The sequence below is a fragment of the Vescimonas sanitatis genome, from assembly GCF_049060325.1.
GTDB lineage: Bacteria > Bacillota > Clostridia > Oscillospirales > Oscillospiraceae > Vescimonas > Vescimonas sanitatis.
Window position 1 is genome coordinate 204245 of sequence record NZ_JBMGPW010000003.1, and the last position, 15178, is coordinate 219422.

Consider the following 15178-nt stretch of genomic DNA (forward strand, 5'->3'; position numbering starts at 1 on the left):
ATGGCGACCAAGAAGGGGCTCGAACCCTCGACCTCCAGCGTGACAGGCTGGCGTTCTAACCAACTGAACTACTTGGCCGTGTGGATGGTGGGAACAACTGGACTCGAACCAGTGACCCCCTGCTTGTAAGGCAGGTGCTCTAACCAGCTGAGCTATGCTCCCGTACCTGTCGTTCAAACGACAAGGCATATTATAACGTTCCCATCCGCATCTGTCAACAAAAATTTTTCAATTTTTGTCCTTTTCCTTACATATTTTTCAGCAGGCCCTTCAGGTCCTCCGCCGAGAAGTCGTACACCGCGTCACAGAACTGGCACGTCAGCTGGCAGCCGCCCTGCTCGGAGAGCATCTGCTCCAGCTCGTCACGGCCCAGGGAGATCAGCGCCCGTTCCACCCGTTCCCGGCTGCAATAGCACTTGTAGGATACTGGGCACGTCTCCAGTATCTTCAGGTCAAAGTCGCTCATCACGTCCCGCAGCAGCTGTTCCGGGTCGTCGTTTTTGTCCAGCAGCGCCGAAACCGGCCCCGCGGCCATGATGCCGCCCTCCACCTTGGTGATGACGTCCTCCCCCGCGCCGGGCATCAGCTGGATAAGATATCCACCGGCGGCCTTGACGCTCTGGTCCCGGTCCACCAGTACGCCCAGGGCACAGGCGGTGGGGATCTGCTCCGATTCCACGAAATAGCCCGCCACGTCCTCGGCGATCTCGCCGCCCAGCAGATCGATGGTGCCCACATAGGGCTCCTTCATGTGCAGGTCCTTGATGACCGTCAATGTGCCCTCATGACCCACGGCCGCGCCCACGTCCAGCTTGCCGTCCGGCCGCAGAGGCAGGTCCACATGGGGGTTGGTCACGTAGCCCCGCACGTTGCCCTCGTTGTCGCTGACGGCCAGCACCGTGCCCAGCGGACCGCCGCCCTTGAATTGCAGCGTCAGGCTGGCGCCGTCGCTTTTCAGTGCGTTGCCCATCATGGACGCCGCCGCCAGCGTGCGTCCCAGCGCCGCCGTGGCCACAGGCAGCGTCTTGTGTATCTGCCGGGCGCGCTCCGTCAGGCCACGGCTGCAAATGGCCGCCGCCTGCACCATGCCGTCGGTGGAAATAGCTCTTACGATACGATCTGCCATAGATATAACCCTCTTTCGCCTCACACGCCCCGCCCAAAAGGGCGGGGCGCGGTCATTCCTTTTGATCCGCCCGAGTACCGGGCCGCTTTATTTGCGGACACAGCTGATGTAGACCCGCTGCTCATCCGCACGGGGCCGGCGCATACGCATATCGCCGTAGACCCGAACATCGCCAAAGCCCGCCGCTGCCAGCCAGGCGGTCAGTTCCTCCACAGAGTAGGCCCGCTGCCGGTGCACCTCCGCGCTGCGGCGCCATGCGCCGTCGCCGCGGCGGCGGAACAGGTCCATGTAGTAGGTACAAAGGCCCCTGTGGTACTCCGTCCGCCACACGCAGTAGGTATCCCCCGTCTCATCCAGGAATACCTGACCGTCCAACGCCGCCAGCTTAGCCGCGGTGTTCACGTCGAACACCAGCATCCCGCCGGGGGCCACAAACAGATGCAGCCGCCGGAACGTCCGCTGTACGTCCTTTGGGTCCGTCAAGTAGTTGAGACTGTCCAGACAGCACACCGCCGCGTCCACCGTACCGTACAGGTCCAGCTTCGGCATGGACTGGTGCAGGAATACAGGCGGCACACCAGACGTCTCCCCGCCCTTGCTTATGGCCGCCGCCAGCATATCCTCGCTGCCGTCCACGCCGATGACCTCGTAGCCCTGCTGCGTCAGCAGCCAGCTCATGGTCCCGGTGCCGCAGGCCAGGTCCAGCACCAGCTTCACCGGGATACGGCTGCGGCACAGCAGCTTCTCGATGAAATCCAGCCGCTTTCCATAGCCCACATCCTCGGTCAGCGCGTCATATGAACCGGCCAGCGCCTCATAGCAGCTCATTTCTTCTCTTTCTCCTTCATCTTCTCCAGCACGCTCTCATACCCGCCGTTGCCGTAGATCAAGCTGCGGTTCACTCGGCTGATGGTAGCGCTGGATGCGCCGGTGCGCTCCAGAATGTCGTTGTAGATCATCCCGTCATTCAGCAGCGTGGCTACCTCATAGCGCTGCTCCATGCTCCGCAGCTCAGACACCGTGCACAGATCCTGGAAGAAGTTATAGCACTCCTCCTCCGTCTCCAGCATCAGAATGGCCTTATACAGCCGGTCATTCTTTTCTTTCTTTCCGATCTTGGACTTTGCGGTTCGAACCATGATCGTCTCTCCTTCTTTCTCCCTTTTCGGGTACTGATGCCAGTATAGCATTTTAGTCCGCGAAAGTAAACCACCTTATTAAAAATATTTTTGTCGACTAAAGCTGTAAAGCGTCACAGCAGCTGCCCTCTGCTCGCCACCAGCTCATCGATAAACACCTTGGCCGCCAGCGGCAGGGTGCGGCGGTCCTTGGTGACCAACAGCCAGCGTCCGGATGATGGGCGGATCAATGGACAGCTCCCGTTCCAGCGAGGTCATCATCTGGCTCAACGCGGGCCGGGTGTAGCCCAATAACTCCGCTGCCTTGGTAAAGCTGCCCACCTCCGCCACCTTCAAAAACGCTTTGTATCGATGCATGCTCAAATAACATTTCTGCATGTTCATATAATGAACATCAATTTTACTTATTTATAAGTTAAGCATATAATGAGGTCACCAAAAAGTCCGGGAGATGGTAACGATAGGGAAAAACGAGTTTGCCCCCGGCGCGAAGGCCGCGCTGTACTTCGAAGCGGAGTTCCATGTATAAACCACACATCACCATGCCTTTCTCTCCCCCAAAAAGGCAGCGGCGGACGCTTCGCGTCCGCCGCTGTCTTTTTCACATATTCATGCTTCCGTCTTGCCGTGCAGCTTCTTTTGCAGCCAGTCCTTACCGTCCACATAGCGGGACACGATGAAGGATACCACATAGTCGCCTGCGGCATTGACCATGGTGGCGGGAGGATCCACCAGATTGCCAATAGCCAGCGCGATGGGGTACGCGATGGCCAGCTGGTCAGGGAAGAAGATGGTGCAAACCACCAGTTCGCCGGTACCGCCTCCGCCAGGGATACCACTCATGGCCACAGAGGAGAACACCGCCACGATGATAGCCAAAATAGCCTTATCCGTGGAGAAGTCCATCCCGAACACGCCGAACAGAAATGCCACCTTGATGATGGCGGACATGGCCGAGCCGTCCATGTGCATGGTAGCGCCCAGGGGCAGCACGATGTCCGTCACGTCCTTGCTGATACCGGACTCCTCCGCTACCTCCATATTGGTGGGAATGGTAGCCACGCTGGAGCAGGTACCGAAGGACACCGCCGCCGGGCGGAACAGCTTGGAGAACATGATCTTGGCACCGCCTTTGCCGCCGCCGAACCGGGCATAGATGGGGAAGAAGATAAACATATAGGCAAAGCTCATCACATAGTAGATGATAAGCGTACGGCTGTAATCGCCGATGAGCGTCGGGCCATAGGTGGCCACCAGGCTGGCGAAGAAGCCGAAGAAGCCGATGGGCGCATAGTAGGTGACCAGCTTTACGGTCTTCATAATGCAGTTGGTGATATCCTCCAGGAACTGCGCCGTCTTGGTCTCGGGACCGCCATTCATCTGGACACCGAAGCCGAACAGCACCGCCGCCACGATCAGGGGCAGAATGGCCCGGCGGCTCAGCAGCTCCGCAAAGTCAGGCTTCGTAAAGAAATTGACGATCATATCGCCGAAGCCCAGTGCTTCGCCGACCTCGCCCTCCACGATGGTGTAATGTCCATCTACCAGCGGGAAGATGCGGCAGACGATATACATCAGTACACCGGCAATGGCGGCGGTGACGAGGAACGTGGCGATGGTCACGCCCATGATCTTGCCAGCGCGCTTCACGCTCTTCATATTGGCGATGGCGGAGGCAATGGAGCAGAACACCATAGGCACCACCACGCAGAACATCATATTGATGAACAGCGTGCCCAAAAACTCGATCTTGCTGCCGAAACTGGGCGCAAACGCGCCTACCAGGCAGCCTGCCACGATGCCGGCAAGCATACACAGAATAAACCAGTAGTTCTTCAGAAATTTTTTCATAGTGACCTCCCACTCTCTCAAATGAAGTCTTACAGTCCCTATTATACGGGCATTTTTCGCAAAGTAAATCAGAATTCCTGCGTTGTTATTTGCAAATCCTGCTGTTTTCCTTTGGCGTCCGCCGAAGGCCCATGGCCAAACTGCTTTTTATAGGCCCGAGAAAAGGTAGAGTAATCCTGATACCCCGCCTGTGCCGCCGCCTCCGCCGGGGTACAGCCCTGGCCCAACAGCTGCCGGGCCAGCAGCAGCCGTTTCTCTGTCAGGTATCCATGCACGGAATACCCCGTCTCCTGCCGGAACCGGCGCATCATGTGGTACTTGCTGATATAAAACCGCGCGGCCAATTCATCAATGGTCAGCGGGTCCGCCAGGTGCAGGTTCAGGTATTGCAGCAGTGACACCACCTTGCTGTCGCCGCCGGCGGCGCCTACCCGGTGGCCACCCCGGACCACCCGGTTCACCTCCACCATCAGCTCCGTAAACTGCGCCTGCGCCAGCAGTGCTGCCCCATAGCCGCCCTGCCGTACCGTCTCCGCCAATGCCTGGAACAGCGGCCGCACCCGGCTGCCACCCTCGTCCCGGTATACATATTGAAATGTCTCCTGTGCCTGTCGGAAGCACTCGGAGGGATCGCAGTCCCCCACCGTCAGTGCGCGCAGATAGTTCGGTGCGATATACAGGATCATCCTCTCATAATAATCCCCCGTTTCCACCACCGGACGATGGATGCTCCCGCTGCCCACCAGCACGAAATCCCCCGGCGCCAGCTCATACCGTTCCCCCTCCACCGCATAGCCAGCTCTGCCGGCCAGCAAAATGATGATCTTGTGGAACGTATGGTAGTGGTATTCGATATATTCCCCCCGCCCATCCGCCAGATGGAACAGTCGGAACGGCTCCTTCAGGTAGCCGCGCACCTCATATTGCAGTGGTTCCATGCGCTCACCTCCGCACTTTTTGCCGTTATTATAGCACTTGCTATGCAAATATTGCAAGTTTCCTTTTCAATTATAACCATTCTGAAAATTTTGTTTCCATTTTGTAATTTTTGTGTAGCTTTTTTGATAGACTTGTGCTATGATAATTCATGTTAGATGTCGGGGGAGCCAATTCCCCGCCGACTGACGGTGTATGCCGGGAGCCTTACCCCGGCAGATCCTATGCGAACGGAAGGTAATATCCCATGCTTGGAAAACAGATCGCGGCACTGAGCCTTTCCGGCCTGCTGCTTTTCTCTGGCGCTGTCACCGCCGCTAACGCGGACGAGGCCACGCCCATCGACACCACCGGCTACGCCGCCGCGGCCGAGGTCCTGGCGGGCAACGGCGTGGCATCCAGCGCCGCTACCGCTATGCAGACCGGCAGCGGCCTGCGCCTGGCCCAGGCCTCCGGCCTGCTGGACGGCGGCGAGACGCCTACCCTCAATCAACTGGCCGCCCAGGCCCTGCTGCAGGAAACGGCTGCCCTGGAAAAGCAGAACTTCCTGGCGGAGTATGACGGCGTTCTGGTAGACTGCGGCTCCTATCTCTCCCTGCGCGCCGAGCCGGACACCTCTGCCGATCGCCTTCGCATCATCTTTGACGGCAAGGCAGCCCAGCTGCTGGACGTTACCGATGACGGTGAATGGTACAAGGTCACCTATGGTACCGACACCGGATACGTTCTGGCCGAGTACTGCCAGCCCGTGCATTACGCGGACTATGAGGGCACCGCCGCCACCAATACATTGCTGGAAGACGTTATTTCTCAGGCGTACACATATCTGGGCACCCCCTACCGCTACGGCGGCACCAGCTACAGCGGCATCGACTGCTCCGGCTTCACCATGAAGGTCTTTGGTGCCCTTGGCATCAGCCTTCCCCACGGCGCCACCAGCCAGTATTATATGTGCCGCGGCGTCACCACAGAGGAACGTGCCCCCGGCGACCTGGTGTTCTTTGCCACCGGCGGCAGCGGTATCGGCCACGTGGGCATCTATCTGGGCAACGGGCAGTTCATCCACGCCAGCACCTCCAGCGGTGTCATCATCAGTTCCCTGTACGAGAGCTACTACGCCCGCACCTACCTGTATGCCGCACGGCTCATCGAAATGTAAACACGGCAGCTTCTTCATGGCTCCCTTTTTGGATTCGGAAGCGCCAGCCAAAAGGCTGGCGCTTCCGCTTTTTTCTTGTACTCTGCATATTTGCATATTTATTCAATTATGCGACTATCGTATACAGTAATATACACAGCTACCTTTCCTTTGCTCCCCAGTTTATCGTGTGCTTCTTGTACAAATTTACATTTCGTGCGGATTTTTATACAAATTCATGTTGACATTTATTCACATCAGGTGTATAGTAGCCATCGTCAGGAGGGAAACCTCCAATATGACCGTCTATATTCCGGTTCCCGGTATAGGACCATACAAGATCTGAAAGGAAGTACATAACATGAAAAAGTTTATGGCAATGCTGCTGGCGCTGGTCATGGCGCTGAGCCTGGTGGCCTGCGGCCAGAAGGCTGACGACACCGCCAAGGATGATGCCAACACCGATAACACCGATGATTCTCTGGTGGTTCTGGAGAACGTGGTGGATTGGGGCGAGACTGAGCCCTACCGCGTCCTGGTGCAGAAGGGCGACCCCAAGGGTCTGCTGGAGGGCATCAACAAGGCCATCGCTGAGCTGACCGCCAACGACGGCGCTCTTATCAAGGAAATCGAGGACAAGGTCGCTTCTCAGGATACCTATATGCCCGACGCTGTTTCCTCTGACCTGGCCGCCGAGACCACCGATGATACCGCTGCCAGCGACAAGCCCGTTCTGGTCATGGGCACCAGCCCCGACTATCCCCCCTATGAGTTCTTCGCAGATGCCGCTATGACCGAGTACGCCGGCATCGACGTGGAAGTAGCCAAGTATATCGCCGAGTCCATGGGCATGACCCTGCAGATCGAGTCCATGAACTTCGACAACCTGGTGACCTCCCTGAGCAACGGCGACTTTGACGTGGTGCTGGCCGCCTGCGAGTACACCGAGGAGCGTGCCAAGGCCTGTGACTTCTCCGATCCCTACTACACCGATCTGCCTCCCGTCATTCTGGTGAAGGCTGCCAACGCCGACAAGTACAAGACCGTTGACGATATCAACCAGGCCTCCGTCATCATCGGCGCCCAGAAGAACACCACCAAGGCCATGGCCGCCGCGGATATGTTCCCCGAAGCTGCCAACGGCATGGTTCTGGAGTCTCTGGTCCCCACCCTGGTCACCGAGCTGAAAAACGGCACCATCGACCTGCTGGTGCTGGATGGCAATGTGGGCCTGAGCTACGTGGGCTGATCTCCCTGTCCCCTATCGCAAACGTGCAAGGCGGCCGCCTTGCACGCTTGCGTGTTCTTAAGAACTTTTGAAAGGATGCTTCGTCTATGTCGTGGAATGATCTGTTTGTCAACATGGACAACACCAACTTCTTCAACTTCTCGTTCCTGCCCAAGTACGGCTCCGCCTTTGTCCGCGGCTTCGAGTATACGCTGCTGCTGGCGGTGGTGTCCGTGCTGCTGGCCGTGATCCCCGCCCTGCTGCTGGCCATGATGCGCCTGAGCAAGATCAAGCCTATCAAGTGGTTCGCCGGCGCGTATATCGCCGTGTTCCGTTCCACCCCCATGCTGGTGCAGCTGTCCATCATCTACTTCGGCTTGTTCCACTACATTAGCCTGCCCCGGACACTGTTGTTCGGCTTCATCGCCATCAACCGGTTTATCCCAGGCGTGGTCGCTTTGGCGCTGAACAGCTCGGCGTATGTAGCCGAGATATTCCGCGCTGGTATACTGGCCGTGGACAAGGGGCAGACCGAGGCGGCCCGTTCTCTGGGCCTCAGCAGTTGGCAGTCCATGCGCCTGGTGGTGCTGCCCCAGGCCATCAAGAATGTCCTCCCTGCCCTGGCCAACGAGGTGGTCACCATGGTGAAAGAGTCCTCCATCTGCTCCGTGCTGGGCATGGCGGAGATCATGTACACCGCCCAGACCGTCTCCGGCAACAGCTACATCACCCTGGCTCCCTACGTGCTGGCCGCGCTGGTCTACTTCTGCATCAACTACCCGGCCTCCAAAGCCATCGAGGCCATAGAAAGGAGAATGCGCCGTGGCGATAAGCAGTAAAGTTCTCATCTCCGTAAAGCACCTGGTCAAGGAATACAACCACGGCACCGTTCACGCATTGGACGGCTGCGATCTGGATATTCACAAGGGTGAAGTGGTGGCCATCATCGGCCCCTCCGGCTCTGGCAAGTCCACGCTGCTCCGCAGCTTGAATATGCTGGAGGAGCCCACCTCCGGCGCAATCTACTTCGACGGTGTGGACCTGGCCAGCAAGTCGGTGAACATCGACCTCCACCGCCAGAAGATGGGCATGGTGTTCCAGCACTTCAACCTGTTTCCCCATAAGACTGTGCTGCAGAACATCACGCTGGCGCCCGTCACCCTGAAGAAAAAAACACCCGCTGAGGCCGAGACCCAGGCCCGCACCCTTTTGGAGCGCATCGGCCTGTCCGACAAGGCCAACGAGTACCCCAATATGCTCTCCGGCGGTCAGAAGCAGCGTATCGCCATTGTCCGTGCTCTGGCCATGGATCCGGAGGTCATGCTCTTCGACGAGCCCACCTCCGCCCTGGACCCCGAGATGGTGGGTGAAGTGCTGGACCTGATGCGCGACCTGGCCAAGGACGGGATGACTATGGCCGTGGTCACCCACGAGATGGGCTTCGCCCGTGAGGTAGCCGACCGTGTGGTCTTCATGGCCGACGGAAAGATCCTGGAGGAAGGCTCCCCCACGGACATCTTCGACCATCCCCAGGACCCCCGGCTGCAGGATTTCCTCAGCAAAGTGCTGTGACAACGATAAAAAGCCCACCCCTTTTGGGGTGGGCTTTTTATCATCCTTATGACTTTCCGTGTATCTCATTGCCGCAGCGGGGACAGGTGATGACAATGCGCCCTTTCCCTCTGGGCACCCGGCACACCGCGCCGCAGCCCGGGCAGGTAAAGTAGCAGTGCTCTTTATCCATCCGCTGCTGCCTTTTCCCGGCAATACGGCGGCTGATGGGCCACCAGACCTTCTCCATGAACCGTGCGTTCTCCGCCCGCCGCTTCTCCAGATTGCGGGAAAACATCCGGAACAGTGCCAGCAGGGTGATGATCCCGGCCACGGTGCCGATGATGCTGTATGCCAGCGGCACCTTCTCCCGCAGAAAAATGTTGATGATATCCAGTACCAGAGCCGTCCAGACCATGGTCAGCGTCAGCCGGTCCACACCGTTGCGCCCATACATGAAGCGCGACAGCGCGTTGCCAATACGTTGCAAGAAGTTCATAAAACCGTCCCTTTGCCTTCCGCGTCCACACCGCAGGTTTTCTGACAAGATATTTTACAGGAAAAGTCAGCAAAGGTAAACCCCTTTTATTCAAAATTCACAGAATGGACAAATTTTTGTTTTTTTACTGCCGGCGCAAAACCAGTCCCGCCGCCTTGCAATTCGCCATAAACCTATGCTATAATAAATTGATTATGCACCGCGAGCCGGCGGTCACCCGCCGGCTCGCCGCAGGCCCCGACCTCTCCGGGCGGGATCGGCTGCGCTGTCTGCCGCACTGCGGGGCCTGCATATCCCATACTATGCCGCCGCACTGCTGCCAGTGCGGCGCGAAAGGAAGCTGCTCTATGATCAAGATCGCCCCCTCCATCCTGTCCGCGGATTTTGCCTACCTGGCCCGTGACATCGAAAAGATCTCCACCGCCGACTACGTCCATGTGGACGTGATGGACGGCCTGTTCGTGCCCAACATCTCCATCGGCATTCCGGTGGTCAAGTCCATTCGTCCCACCACCGCCCTGCCGTTGGATGTCCATCTGATGATCGATCGCCCGGTCCGCTATGTAGAGCAATTCTGCGACGCCGGTGCGGACATCGTCACCTGTCATGTGGAGGCGGACACCGAGGAGAATATTCTCTCCGCCATCAACAAGATCCACGCCAAGGGCAAAAAGGCCGGCGTGGTGGTCAAGCCCAAGACCCCGCCCAGCGCCGTCCTGCCCTTCATCGACAGGGTGGAGCTGATCCTGGTCATGACCGTGGAGCCGGGCTTCGGCGGTCAGAAGTTTATGGCCGATATGATGCCCAAGGTACAGGCCATCCGCGGTTATATCGATGCCATGAACCCCGCCTGTGAACTGGAGGTAGACGGCGGCGTGGATGGCGACACCTGCAAGCTCTGCATCGCCTCCGGTGCCAACGTGCTGGTGGCCGGCAGCGCCGTATACAAGGCTGCCGACATCCCCGCCAAGATCAAAGAACTGAGAGGGTAACATCCTATGGAGTATTTTCCCGCTCCGCTGGAAAAATTAGTGGAGCAGTTCGCCCGCTTGCCGGGCGTGGGCTATAAATCCGCCCAGCGGCTGGCCTTCTATGTGCTGTCCCTGCCGGAGCAGGAGGCCCGAGCCTTTGCCGACGCCATCATGGACGCCAAGCGCAACGTGACCCTCTGCCCCGTGTGTCAGAACCTGACCGCCGGCGGCCTGTGTCCCATCTGTGCCGACCAGAAGCGCGACGACGCCACCATCTGCGTGGTGGCTGACCCCCGGGACGTGATCGCCATCGAGCGCAGCCGGGAGTACCGCGGCCGTTACCACGTGCTCCACGGTGTGCTGTCCCCCATGAACCACGTAGGCCCTGACGATCTGCACATCAGATCCCTGCTGGACCGCGTGGCCCAGGGCGGCATCACTGAGGTCATCATGGCCACCAACCCGGACACCGAGGGCGAGGCTACGGCGCTGTACATCGCCCGGCTGCTCAAGCCCTTCGGCGTCAAGGTCACCCGCCTGGCCTATGGTATTCCCGTGGGCGGTCACCTGGAATTCGCCGACGACGCCACGCTCATGCGTGCGCTGGAAGGGCGGCGGGAACTGTGAAACGATTTGCTTGCCTTATCTTGGCCGCGCTGACAGCGCTGTCTCTGACCGGCTGCGGCGCCGCCCGGCCCACCGAGCTGTCCCTGTTCGCCATGGACACCTACATGACCTTCGTGGCCATCGGCGACGGCGCTGATGACGTGCTGACTGACCTGAGCCGCACCGTCAACACGCTGGAATCCTCCCTCTCCCGCACGGTGGACACCAGCGAGGTCTCCCGTCTGAACCGTGACGGCTCCGCCGTCTGGGACGAGGACGGTGCGCAGCTGCTGTCGTGGGCGCTGCAGCACAGCCAGGAAACGGACGGTGCCTTCGATATCACCATCGCCCCGCTGGTGGAGCTGTGGGGCATCACCTCCGACAGCCCCCGCGTCCCCTCTCAGGCGGAGATCGACGCGCTGCTGCCTCTGGTGGGCTATGAGCACGTCCACCAGTCCGAATTTTGCAGCATCTCTCTGGATGAGGGCTGCTCCGTCGATCTGGGCGGCATCGCCAAGGGCTACGCCTCCGACTGCGCCGCCGTCCTGTTCCACCGCAGCGCCCTCACCGGCGGCTGCGCCAATCTGGGCGGTAACGTGTACGTCTACGGCACCAACGCCCAGAACAAGCCCTGGTCGGTGGCCATTCAGGATCCCGCCGACAGCGAGGGCTATGTCTGCACCCTGAGCCTGTCGGATGCCTTTGTGGTCACCTCCGGCGGCTACCAGCGCTATTTCACCGCGCCGGACGGCACGGTGTACCAGCATATTCTCGATCCTAAGACCGGCTATCCCGTCCAAAGTGACCTGACCAGCGTCTCCGTCGTCACACGGGGTGGCTTCGGCGGGCAAGGCACCCGTGCCGACGCCTACTCCACCGCCCTGTACGTTATGGGTGAGCAGGCCGCCGTGGACTTCTGGCGCTCCCAGAGCATGTCCTTCGACATGGTGCTCATCACCCGGGACGGCCGCGTGGTCTACACCCCCGGTCTGGCCGACTGTTTCAACGAAAAGGACGGAACCGCCTATGTCTACCAGCTCCTCGCCTCCTGAACTGAAATGGAACCGCTTTGACGCGCTGGTGGCGCTGGCGGTCGTGCTGCTGGCCGTCGTCTCCGCGCTGTGCTTCTATCTGCCCAAAAACCAAAGCGGCGCCCTCACCGTGGTCATCGACATCTCCGGTCAGGAGGTCCGCCGTGTCCCCCTGTCCGACTTCACCGAGGCCACCGTCACCAGCCGCGGCTATACGCTGCACATTGCCGCCGAGGGCGGCGCCGTCTCCGTGACCGACAGCGACTGTCCCACCCAGGACTGCGTCCACACCGGGGCTATCTCCCGTGCCGGGCAGTCCATCGTGTGCCTGCCTGCCCAGGTGGTCGTCCACCTGGAGGGCGCGTCCACGCCGGACGCGCCTGACGCGATCGTGGGGTGAGCACATGAAGTGGACAGCAAAAAACATCGCCCTCTGCGCCGTGCTGGCAGCGCTGGCGCTGGGGCTCAGTACCCTGGAGGGGCTGTTCCCCATCTCCCTGCTGGTGCCCCTGCCCGGCGTGAAGCTGGGCCTTGCCAACATCGTGACGGTGTTCGCCCTGTATCAGTTGGGTGCCGGCGCGGCGCTGGCCATTCTGCTGACCCGCTGTCTGCTGGGCGGACTGTTTGCCGGAAACCTGTCGGCCATGCTGTTCTCCGTGCTGGGCGGACTGACCGCCATGCTGGTGATGATATTCCTGCGGCGCCTGCCGAAGCTCAGCGTCTACGGCGTATCCATCGGCGGCGCGGCAGCGCACAACATCGGCCAGATGGCCGCGGCGGTCATCACCCTTGGCAGCACCATGGTCTTGGGCTATCTCCCCTTTCTGCTGGCCGTGTCCCTTTTCACCGGTGCGCTGACCGGCTTCATCACTGCGCTTCTGCTGCGTGCCACGCGGCATATCCGATTTCACTGAGAGGTGCCACTATGGATAAGAAAGATCAGATCATTTTGCAGCAGCTGGACGTGATACGCTCCATGACGGAGAACAACGTCCGCCGCATGGGCAGCGACTTCTGGGGCACGCCCTTCCAGGACGTTGGCAAGGCCCCCGCCGCCCCCGGAAAGCCTGCCGCGCCCGAAAAGCCCGTCCCCCCCACCGCCGACGCCAAGCCCGGCGATGCCGCGCCCGAAAAAGCCGAGGAGCTTCCGCCTCCGGAAAAAATCGAGGACCTACTCGCCGAGCTGGACACCTACATCGGCCTGAACGTGGTCAAGGACGAGGTCCACGACCTCATCAACATGGTCCAGGTCTACAAGCTCCGCGAGCAGCACGACCTCCCCACCACCGATATGTCGCTCCACATGGTCTTCACCGGCAACCCCGGCACCGGCAAAACCATGATGGCCCGCATGATGGCCCGCATCTACCGCAGTCTGGGCATTCTCAGCAAGGGCCAACTGGTGGAGGTGGACCGCAGTGGTCTGGTGGCCGGCTACGTAGGCCAGACCGCCCTCAAGACCCAGAAGGTCATTGAAAAGGCCATGGGCGGCGTGCTGTTCATCGACGAGGCTTACGCCCTCAACGGCAAGTCCGAAAACGACTTTGGTCAGGAGGCCATCGACACCATCCTCAAAGCCATGGAGGACCACCGCGACGACCTGGTGGTCATCGTAGCGGGCTACACGGAACTGATGGACAGGTTTATCCACTCCAACCCCGGTCTGGAGAGCCGCTTCAACCGTTTCCTGCTGTTCGAGGACTACACCCCGGAGGAGATGTTCGAGATCTTCAAAATGCGCTGCGGCAAGGGCTACGTCCTCGCGCCGGAGGCCGAGCCCCTGGTCCGCGACTACATCGCCGAGGAGAGCGCCGACCCCAGCTTCGGCAATGCCCGCGGCGTCCGCAACCTGTTCGAGCACATTCTGGTGGCCCAGAACAACCGTCTGGCCAAGCTGGAAACCGTCACCCGCGAGGACCTGATGACCATCACCCCCGACGATGTGCTCCATGCCCGCGGCAAGCTGGACGACTGACACGCAAAAAAAGAAAGCCCGTATGGGCTTTCTTTTTTTGTTCGCTCAGTGCCGCTTTTTGCCGACCCACGCCATGCCGGTGACGGACAGGACAGCCGTCACGGCGTAGATACCCACGCCCGCGTCAAAGGTCTTGGGAGAACCCTTGGTCTCGTCCGCCTTGGTGTCGGTGGTGGGGTGGTAGTAGTAGCCGCCGGTGGAGATCACTTTACTGCTATTGACTTTCTCCGCATAGAGCTCGGCAATCTCATTAACTCTATCGGTCTCTCCACTGGCAACAGCGAATTTAACAACGTCTTTCAAATTGTTATTTGAAAACTTTGCAATGTACTTTACACTATCACTCGTATTTCCACTCATACTGCTGTGAATTCGCACCACCGCATACGCTGTAACAGTATTATCGGAAAAGGTGATCATCTCCTGGCCCGCATCAGAAAGGTTCGCGCCATCCCAATTACCGGCGATCTGAAGCGCCATATTGTCAGAGTTCTCCGTAGGTAAATTAAAAGTACTGCCAGAGATCACCACCGTAGGTTTGGCATTACCTAAGGTTGCGGTGTCACTTCCCACCGGTACACCAGGAATAACATTAATGCCGCGGCCCTTGGAGTTAGTGGAGTTAATAGTGCACCCGGTCAGCGTGTAGGAAATGGCTCTATTGTCAAAAGCAGGCTCCACCACATTCAGCGTAATGGCATATCCCGTAGTGCTGTTGTTGAACTCACACTGATCAAATGTGTATTTTGCCACATTGCAAGGCATGATTTTGTACATCTGCCAAGCATCTTCAAATGTGCAATTAACGAAGTCGACTTGAATAGAATCCTTAAACTGCTTAGATGTATCTACTCTGCGGTCATTCAAAATCACCTTTTGCAGCTTATCCAATTCCTGCTCCATTATGAGTTGTAAGCAATTATGAAAAGACCTCCTTCCAAAATATTGAAATTTCTTTGAGAATTAAAAAGATGCTGTGCATAATTTCCCTTTATACTGTGAGCATCACAATATAAAGGAGGCAAACTATGCACAGCAGAAAGACAGTTCCAATCCCTGACTTGATGAGCGCAGCAAATATGGAGTTGATCCGTCTGGACTTCAAATCGTCAACCCTCAGTCGGCAT

At 58.8% G+C, this 15178-nt stretch carries 17 protein-coding genes, 2 tRNA genes and 1 pseudogene; 10 read left to right on the forward strand and 10 right to left on the reverse strand.

The genetic code is table 11. The features are described from left to right. Position 1: 1 nt before the first annotated feature. The 8 genes and pseudogenes from ACOMDU_RS05770 to ACOMDU_RS05805 all read right to left on the reverse strand — a co-directional run bounded on the left by ACOMDU_RS05770 (position 2) and on the right by ACOMDU_RS05805 (position 5054). Positions 2-78, reverse strand: a tRNA-Asp gene (locus ACOMDU_RS05770). Positions 79-85: 7 nt separating this feature from the next. Next, positions 86-162, reverse strand: a tRNA-Val gene (locus tag ACOMDU_RS05775). Positions 163-247: 85 nt separating this feature from the next. Next, complete coding sequence (gene hslO / locus ACOMDU_RS05780) at positions 248-1126, reverse strand: Hsp33 family molecular chaperone HslO (RefSeq protein ID WP_421129453.1); 879 nt, start codon at positions 1124-1126, stop codon at positions 248-250. Positions 1127-1213: 87 nt separating this feature from the next. Then, on the reverse strand, positions 1214-1954 hold the full coding sequence (locus ACOMDU_RS05785; protein ID WP_421129455.1) for a class I SAM-dependent DNA methyltransferase: 741 nt from the start codon (positions 1952-1954) through the stop codon (positions 1214-1216). After that, on the reverse strand, positions 1951-2265 hold the full coding sequence (locus ACOMDU_RS05790; RefSeq protein ID WP_022135671.1) for a YerC/YecD family TrpR-related protein: 315 nt from the start codon (positions 2263-2265) through the stop codon (positions 1951-1953). Before ACOMDU_RS05790 ends, ACOMDU_RS05785 begins: the two co-directional genes overlap by 4 nt. A 243-nt stretch (positions 2266-2508) precedes the next feature. Continuing rightward, positions 2509-2649 (reverse strand): annotated as a pseudogene (locus tag ACOMDU_RS05795) (LysR family transcriptional regulator); the annotation flags it as partial. Positions 2650-2874: 225 nt separating this feature from the next. Beyond that, on the reverse strand, positions 2875-4116 hold the full coding sequence (locus ACOMDU_RS05800) for a dicarboxylate/amino acid:cation symporter (protein WP_421129456.1): 1242 nt from the start codon (positions 4114-4116) through the stop codon (positions 2875-2877). A 68-nt stretch (positions 4117-4184) separates the two neighbouring features. Then, on the reverse strand, positions 4185-5054 hold the full coding sequence (locus ACOMDU_RS05805; RefSeq protein ID WP_421129457.1) for a helix-turn-helix domain-containing protein: 870 nt from the start codon (positions 5052-5054) through the stop codon (positions 4185-4187). A gap of 245 nt (positions 5055-5299) precedes the next feature. Between ACOMDU_RS05805 and ACOMDU_RS05810 the strand changes: the two genes are divergently transcribed. The 4 genes from ACOMDU_RS05810 to ACOMDU_RS05825 all read left to right on the forward strand — a co-directional run bounded on the left by ACOMDU_RS05810 (position 5300) and on the right by ACOMDU_RS05825 (position 8990). Beyond that, positions 5300-6211 (forward strand): C40 family peptidase, encoded by a 912-nt coding sequence (locus ACOMDU_RS05810; protein ID WP_421129458.1) that lies wholly within the window; start codon positions 5300-5302, stop codon positions 6209-6211. A 340-nt stretch (positions 6212-6551) separates the two neighbouring features. Beyond that, positions 6552-7439, forward strand: coding sequence for a transporter substrate-binding domain-containing protein (locus ACOMDU_RS05815; protein ID WP_421129459.1), 888 nt, complete (start codon positions 6552-6554; stop codon positions 7437-7439). 86 nt (positions 7440-7525) lie between these two features. Beyond that, positions 7526-8257: an amino acid ABC transporter permease gene (locus ACOMDU_RS05820; RefSeq protein ID WP_022135258.1), complete on the forward strand. Its 732-nt coding sequence runs from the start codon at positions 7526-7528 to the stop codon at positions 8255-8257. Further along, complete coding sequence (locus ACOMDU_RS05825) at positions 8247-8990, forward strand: amino acid ABC transporter ATP-binding protein (RefSeq protein WP_421129480.1); 744 nt, start codon at positions 8247-8249, stop codon at positions 8988-8990. Before ACOMDU_RS05820 ends, ACOMDU_RS05825 begins: the two co-directional genes overlap by 11 nt. Positions 8991-9036: 46 nt before the next feature. Here ACOMDU_RS05825 and ACOMDU_RS05830 read toward each other — a convergent pair whose 3' ends face one another. Next, positions 9037-9468 (reverse strand): ribonuclease P Rpr2/Rpp21/SNM1 subunit family protein, encoded by a 432-nt coding sequence (locus ACOMDU_RS05830; RefSeq protein ID WP_421129460.1) that lies wholly within the window; start codon positions 9466-9468, stop codon positions 9037-9039. Between the two features lie 347 nt (positions 9469-9815). Here ACOMDU_RS05830 and rpe point away from each other — a divergent pair, with 347 nt between their 5' ends. The 6 genes from rpe to ACOMDU_RS05860 are packed head-to-tail and all read left to right on the forward strand — an operon-like array spanning position 9816 to position 14051. After that, a complete protein-coding gene (rpe, locus tag ACOMDU_RS05835) occupies positions 9816-10460 on the forward strand; it encodes a ribulose-phosphate 3-epimerase (RefSeq protein WP_421129461.1) in 645 nt (214 codons plus the stop codon). A 6-nt stretch (positions 10461-10466) separates the two neighbouring features. Further along, positions 10467-11066: a recombination mediator RecR gene (gene recR / locus ACOMDU_RS05840; RefSeq protein WP_022135262.1), complete on the forward strand. Its 600-nt coding sequence runs from the start codon at positions 10467-10469 to the stop codon at positions 11064-11066. Next, positions 11063-12097, forward strand: coding sequence for an FAD:protein FMN transferase (locus ACOMDU_RS05845; RefSeq protein ID WP_421129462.1), 1035 nt, complete (start codon positions 11063-11065; stop codon positions 12095-12097). The genes recR and ACOMDU_RS05845 overlap by 4 nt, the downstream gene beginning before the upstream one ends. Continuing rightward, positions 12072-12476 (forward strand): NusG domain II-containing protein, encoded by a 405-nt coding sequence (locus ACOMDU_RS05850; protein WP_421129463.1) that lies wholly within the window; start codon positions 12072-12074, stop codon positions 12474-12476. The genes ACOMDU_RS05845 and ACOMDU_RS05850 overlap by 26 nt, the downstream gene beginning before the upstream one ends. Positions 12477-12480: 4 nt before the next feature. After that, positions 12481-12990, forward strand: coding sequence for a Gx transporter family protein (locus tag ACOMDU_RS05855; protein WP_022135265.1), 510 nt, complete (start codon positions 12481-12483; stop codon positions 12988-12990). Between the two features lie 11 nt (positions 12991-13001). Beyond that, the gene (locus ACOMDU_RS05860) at positions 13002-14051 is read left to right on the forward strand and encodes an AAA family ATPase (protein WP_421129466.1); all 1050 of its coding nucleotides are present in this window, start codon (positions 13002-13004) and stop codon (positions 14049-14051) included. A gap of 45 nt (positions 14052-14096) precedes the next feature. On the opposite strand, the gene ACOMDU_RS05865 is transcribed toward ACOMDU_RS05860, so the two are convergent. Then, on the reverse strand, positions 14097-14942 hold the full coding sequence (locus ACOMDU_RS05865) for a hypothetical protein (protein WP_421129468.1): 846 nt from the start codon (positions 14940-14942) through the stop codon (positions 14097-14099). Positions 14943-15178: the final 236 nt, after the last annotated feature.

What these genes read in the sequence shown, in the direction of transcription:
- ACOMDU_RS05805 (WP_421129457.1), bottom strand. Translation starts at nt 5,054, where the DNA reads ATGGAACCACTGCAATATGAGGTGCGCGGCTACCTGAAGGAGCCGTTC.
- ACOMDU_RS05855 (WP_022135265.1), top strand. Translation starts at nt 12,481, where the DNA reads ATGAAGTGGACAGCAAAAAACATCGCCCTCTGCGCCGTGCTGGCAGCG.
- ACOMDU_RS05815 (WP_421129459.1), top strand. Translation starts at nt 6,552, where the DNA reads ATGAAAAAGTTTATGGCAATGCTGCTGGCGCTGGTCATGGCGCTGAGC.
- ACOMDU_RS05830 (WP_421129460.1), bottom strand. Translation starts at nt 9,468, where the DNA reads ATGAACTTCTTGCAACGTATTGGCAACGCGCTGTCGCGCTTCATGTAT.
- rpe (WP_421129461.1), top strand. Translation starts at nt 9,816, where the DNA reads ATGATCAAGATCGCCCCCTCCATCCTGTCCGCGGATTTTGCCTACCTG.
- recR (WP_022135262.1), top strand. Translation starts at nt 10,467, where the DNA reads ATGGAGTATTTTCCCGCTCCGCTGGAAAAATTAGTGGAGCAGTTCGCC.
- ACOMDU_RS05790 (WP_022135671.1), bottom strand. Translation starts at nt 2,265, where the DNA reads ATGGTTCGAACCGCAAAGTCCAAGATCGGAAAGAAAGAAAAGAATGAC.
- ACOMDU_RS05820 (WP_022135258.1), top strand. Translation starts at nt 7,526, where the DNA reads ATGTCGTGGAATGATCTGTTTGTCAACATGGACAACACCAACTTCTTC.
- ACOMDU_RS05800 (WP_421129456.1), bottom strand. Translation starts at nt 4,116, where the DNA reads ATGAAAAAATTTCTGAAGAACTACTGGTTTATTCTGTGTATGCTTGCC.
- ACOMDU_RS05860 (WP_421129466.1), top strand. Translation starts at nt 13,002, where the DNA reads ATGGATAAGAAAGATCAGATCATTTTGCAGCAGCTGGACGTGATACGC.
- ACOMDU_RS05810 (WP_421129458.1), top strand. Translation starts at nt 5,300, where the DNA reads ATGCTTGGAAAACAGATCGCGGCACTGAGCCTTTCCGGCCTGCTGCTT.
- ACOMDU_RS05850 (WP_421129463.1), top strand. Translation starts at nt 12,072, where the DNA reads ATGTCTACCAGCTCCTCGCCTCCTGAACTGAAATGGAACCGCTTTGAC.
- hslO (WP_421129453.1), bottom strand. Translation starts at nt 1,126, where the DNA reads ATGGCAGATCGTATCGTAAGAGCTATTTCCACCGACGGCATGGTGCAG.
- ACOMDU_RS05785 (WP_421129455.1), bottom strand. Translation starts at nt 1,954, where the DNA reads ATGAGCTGCTATGAGGCGCTGGCCGGTTCATATGACGCGCTGACCGAG.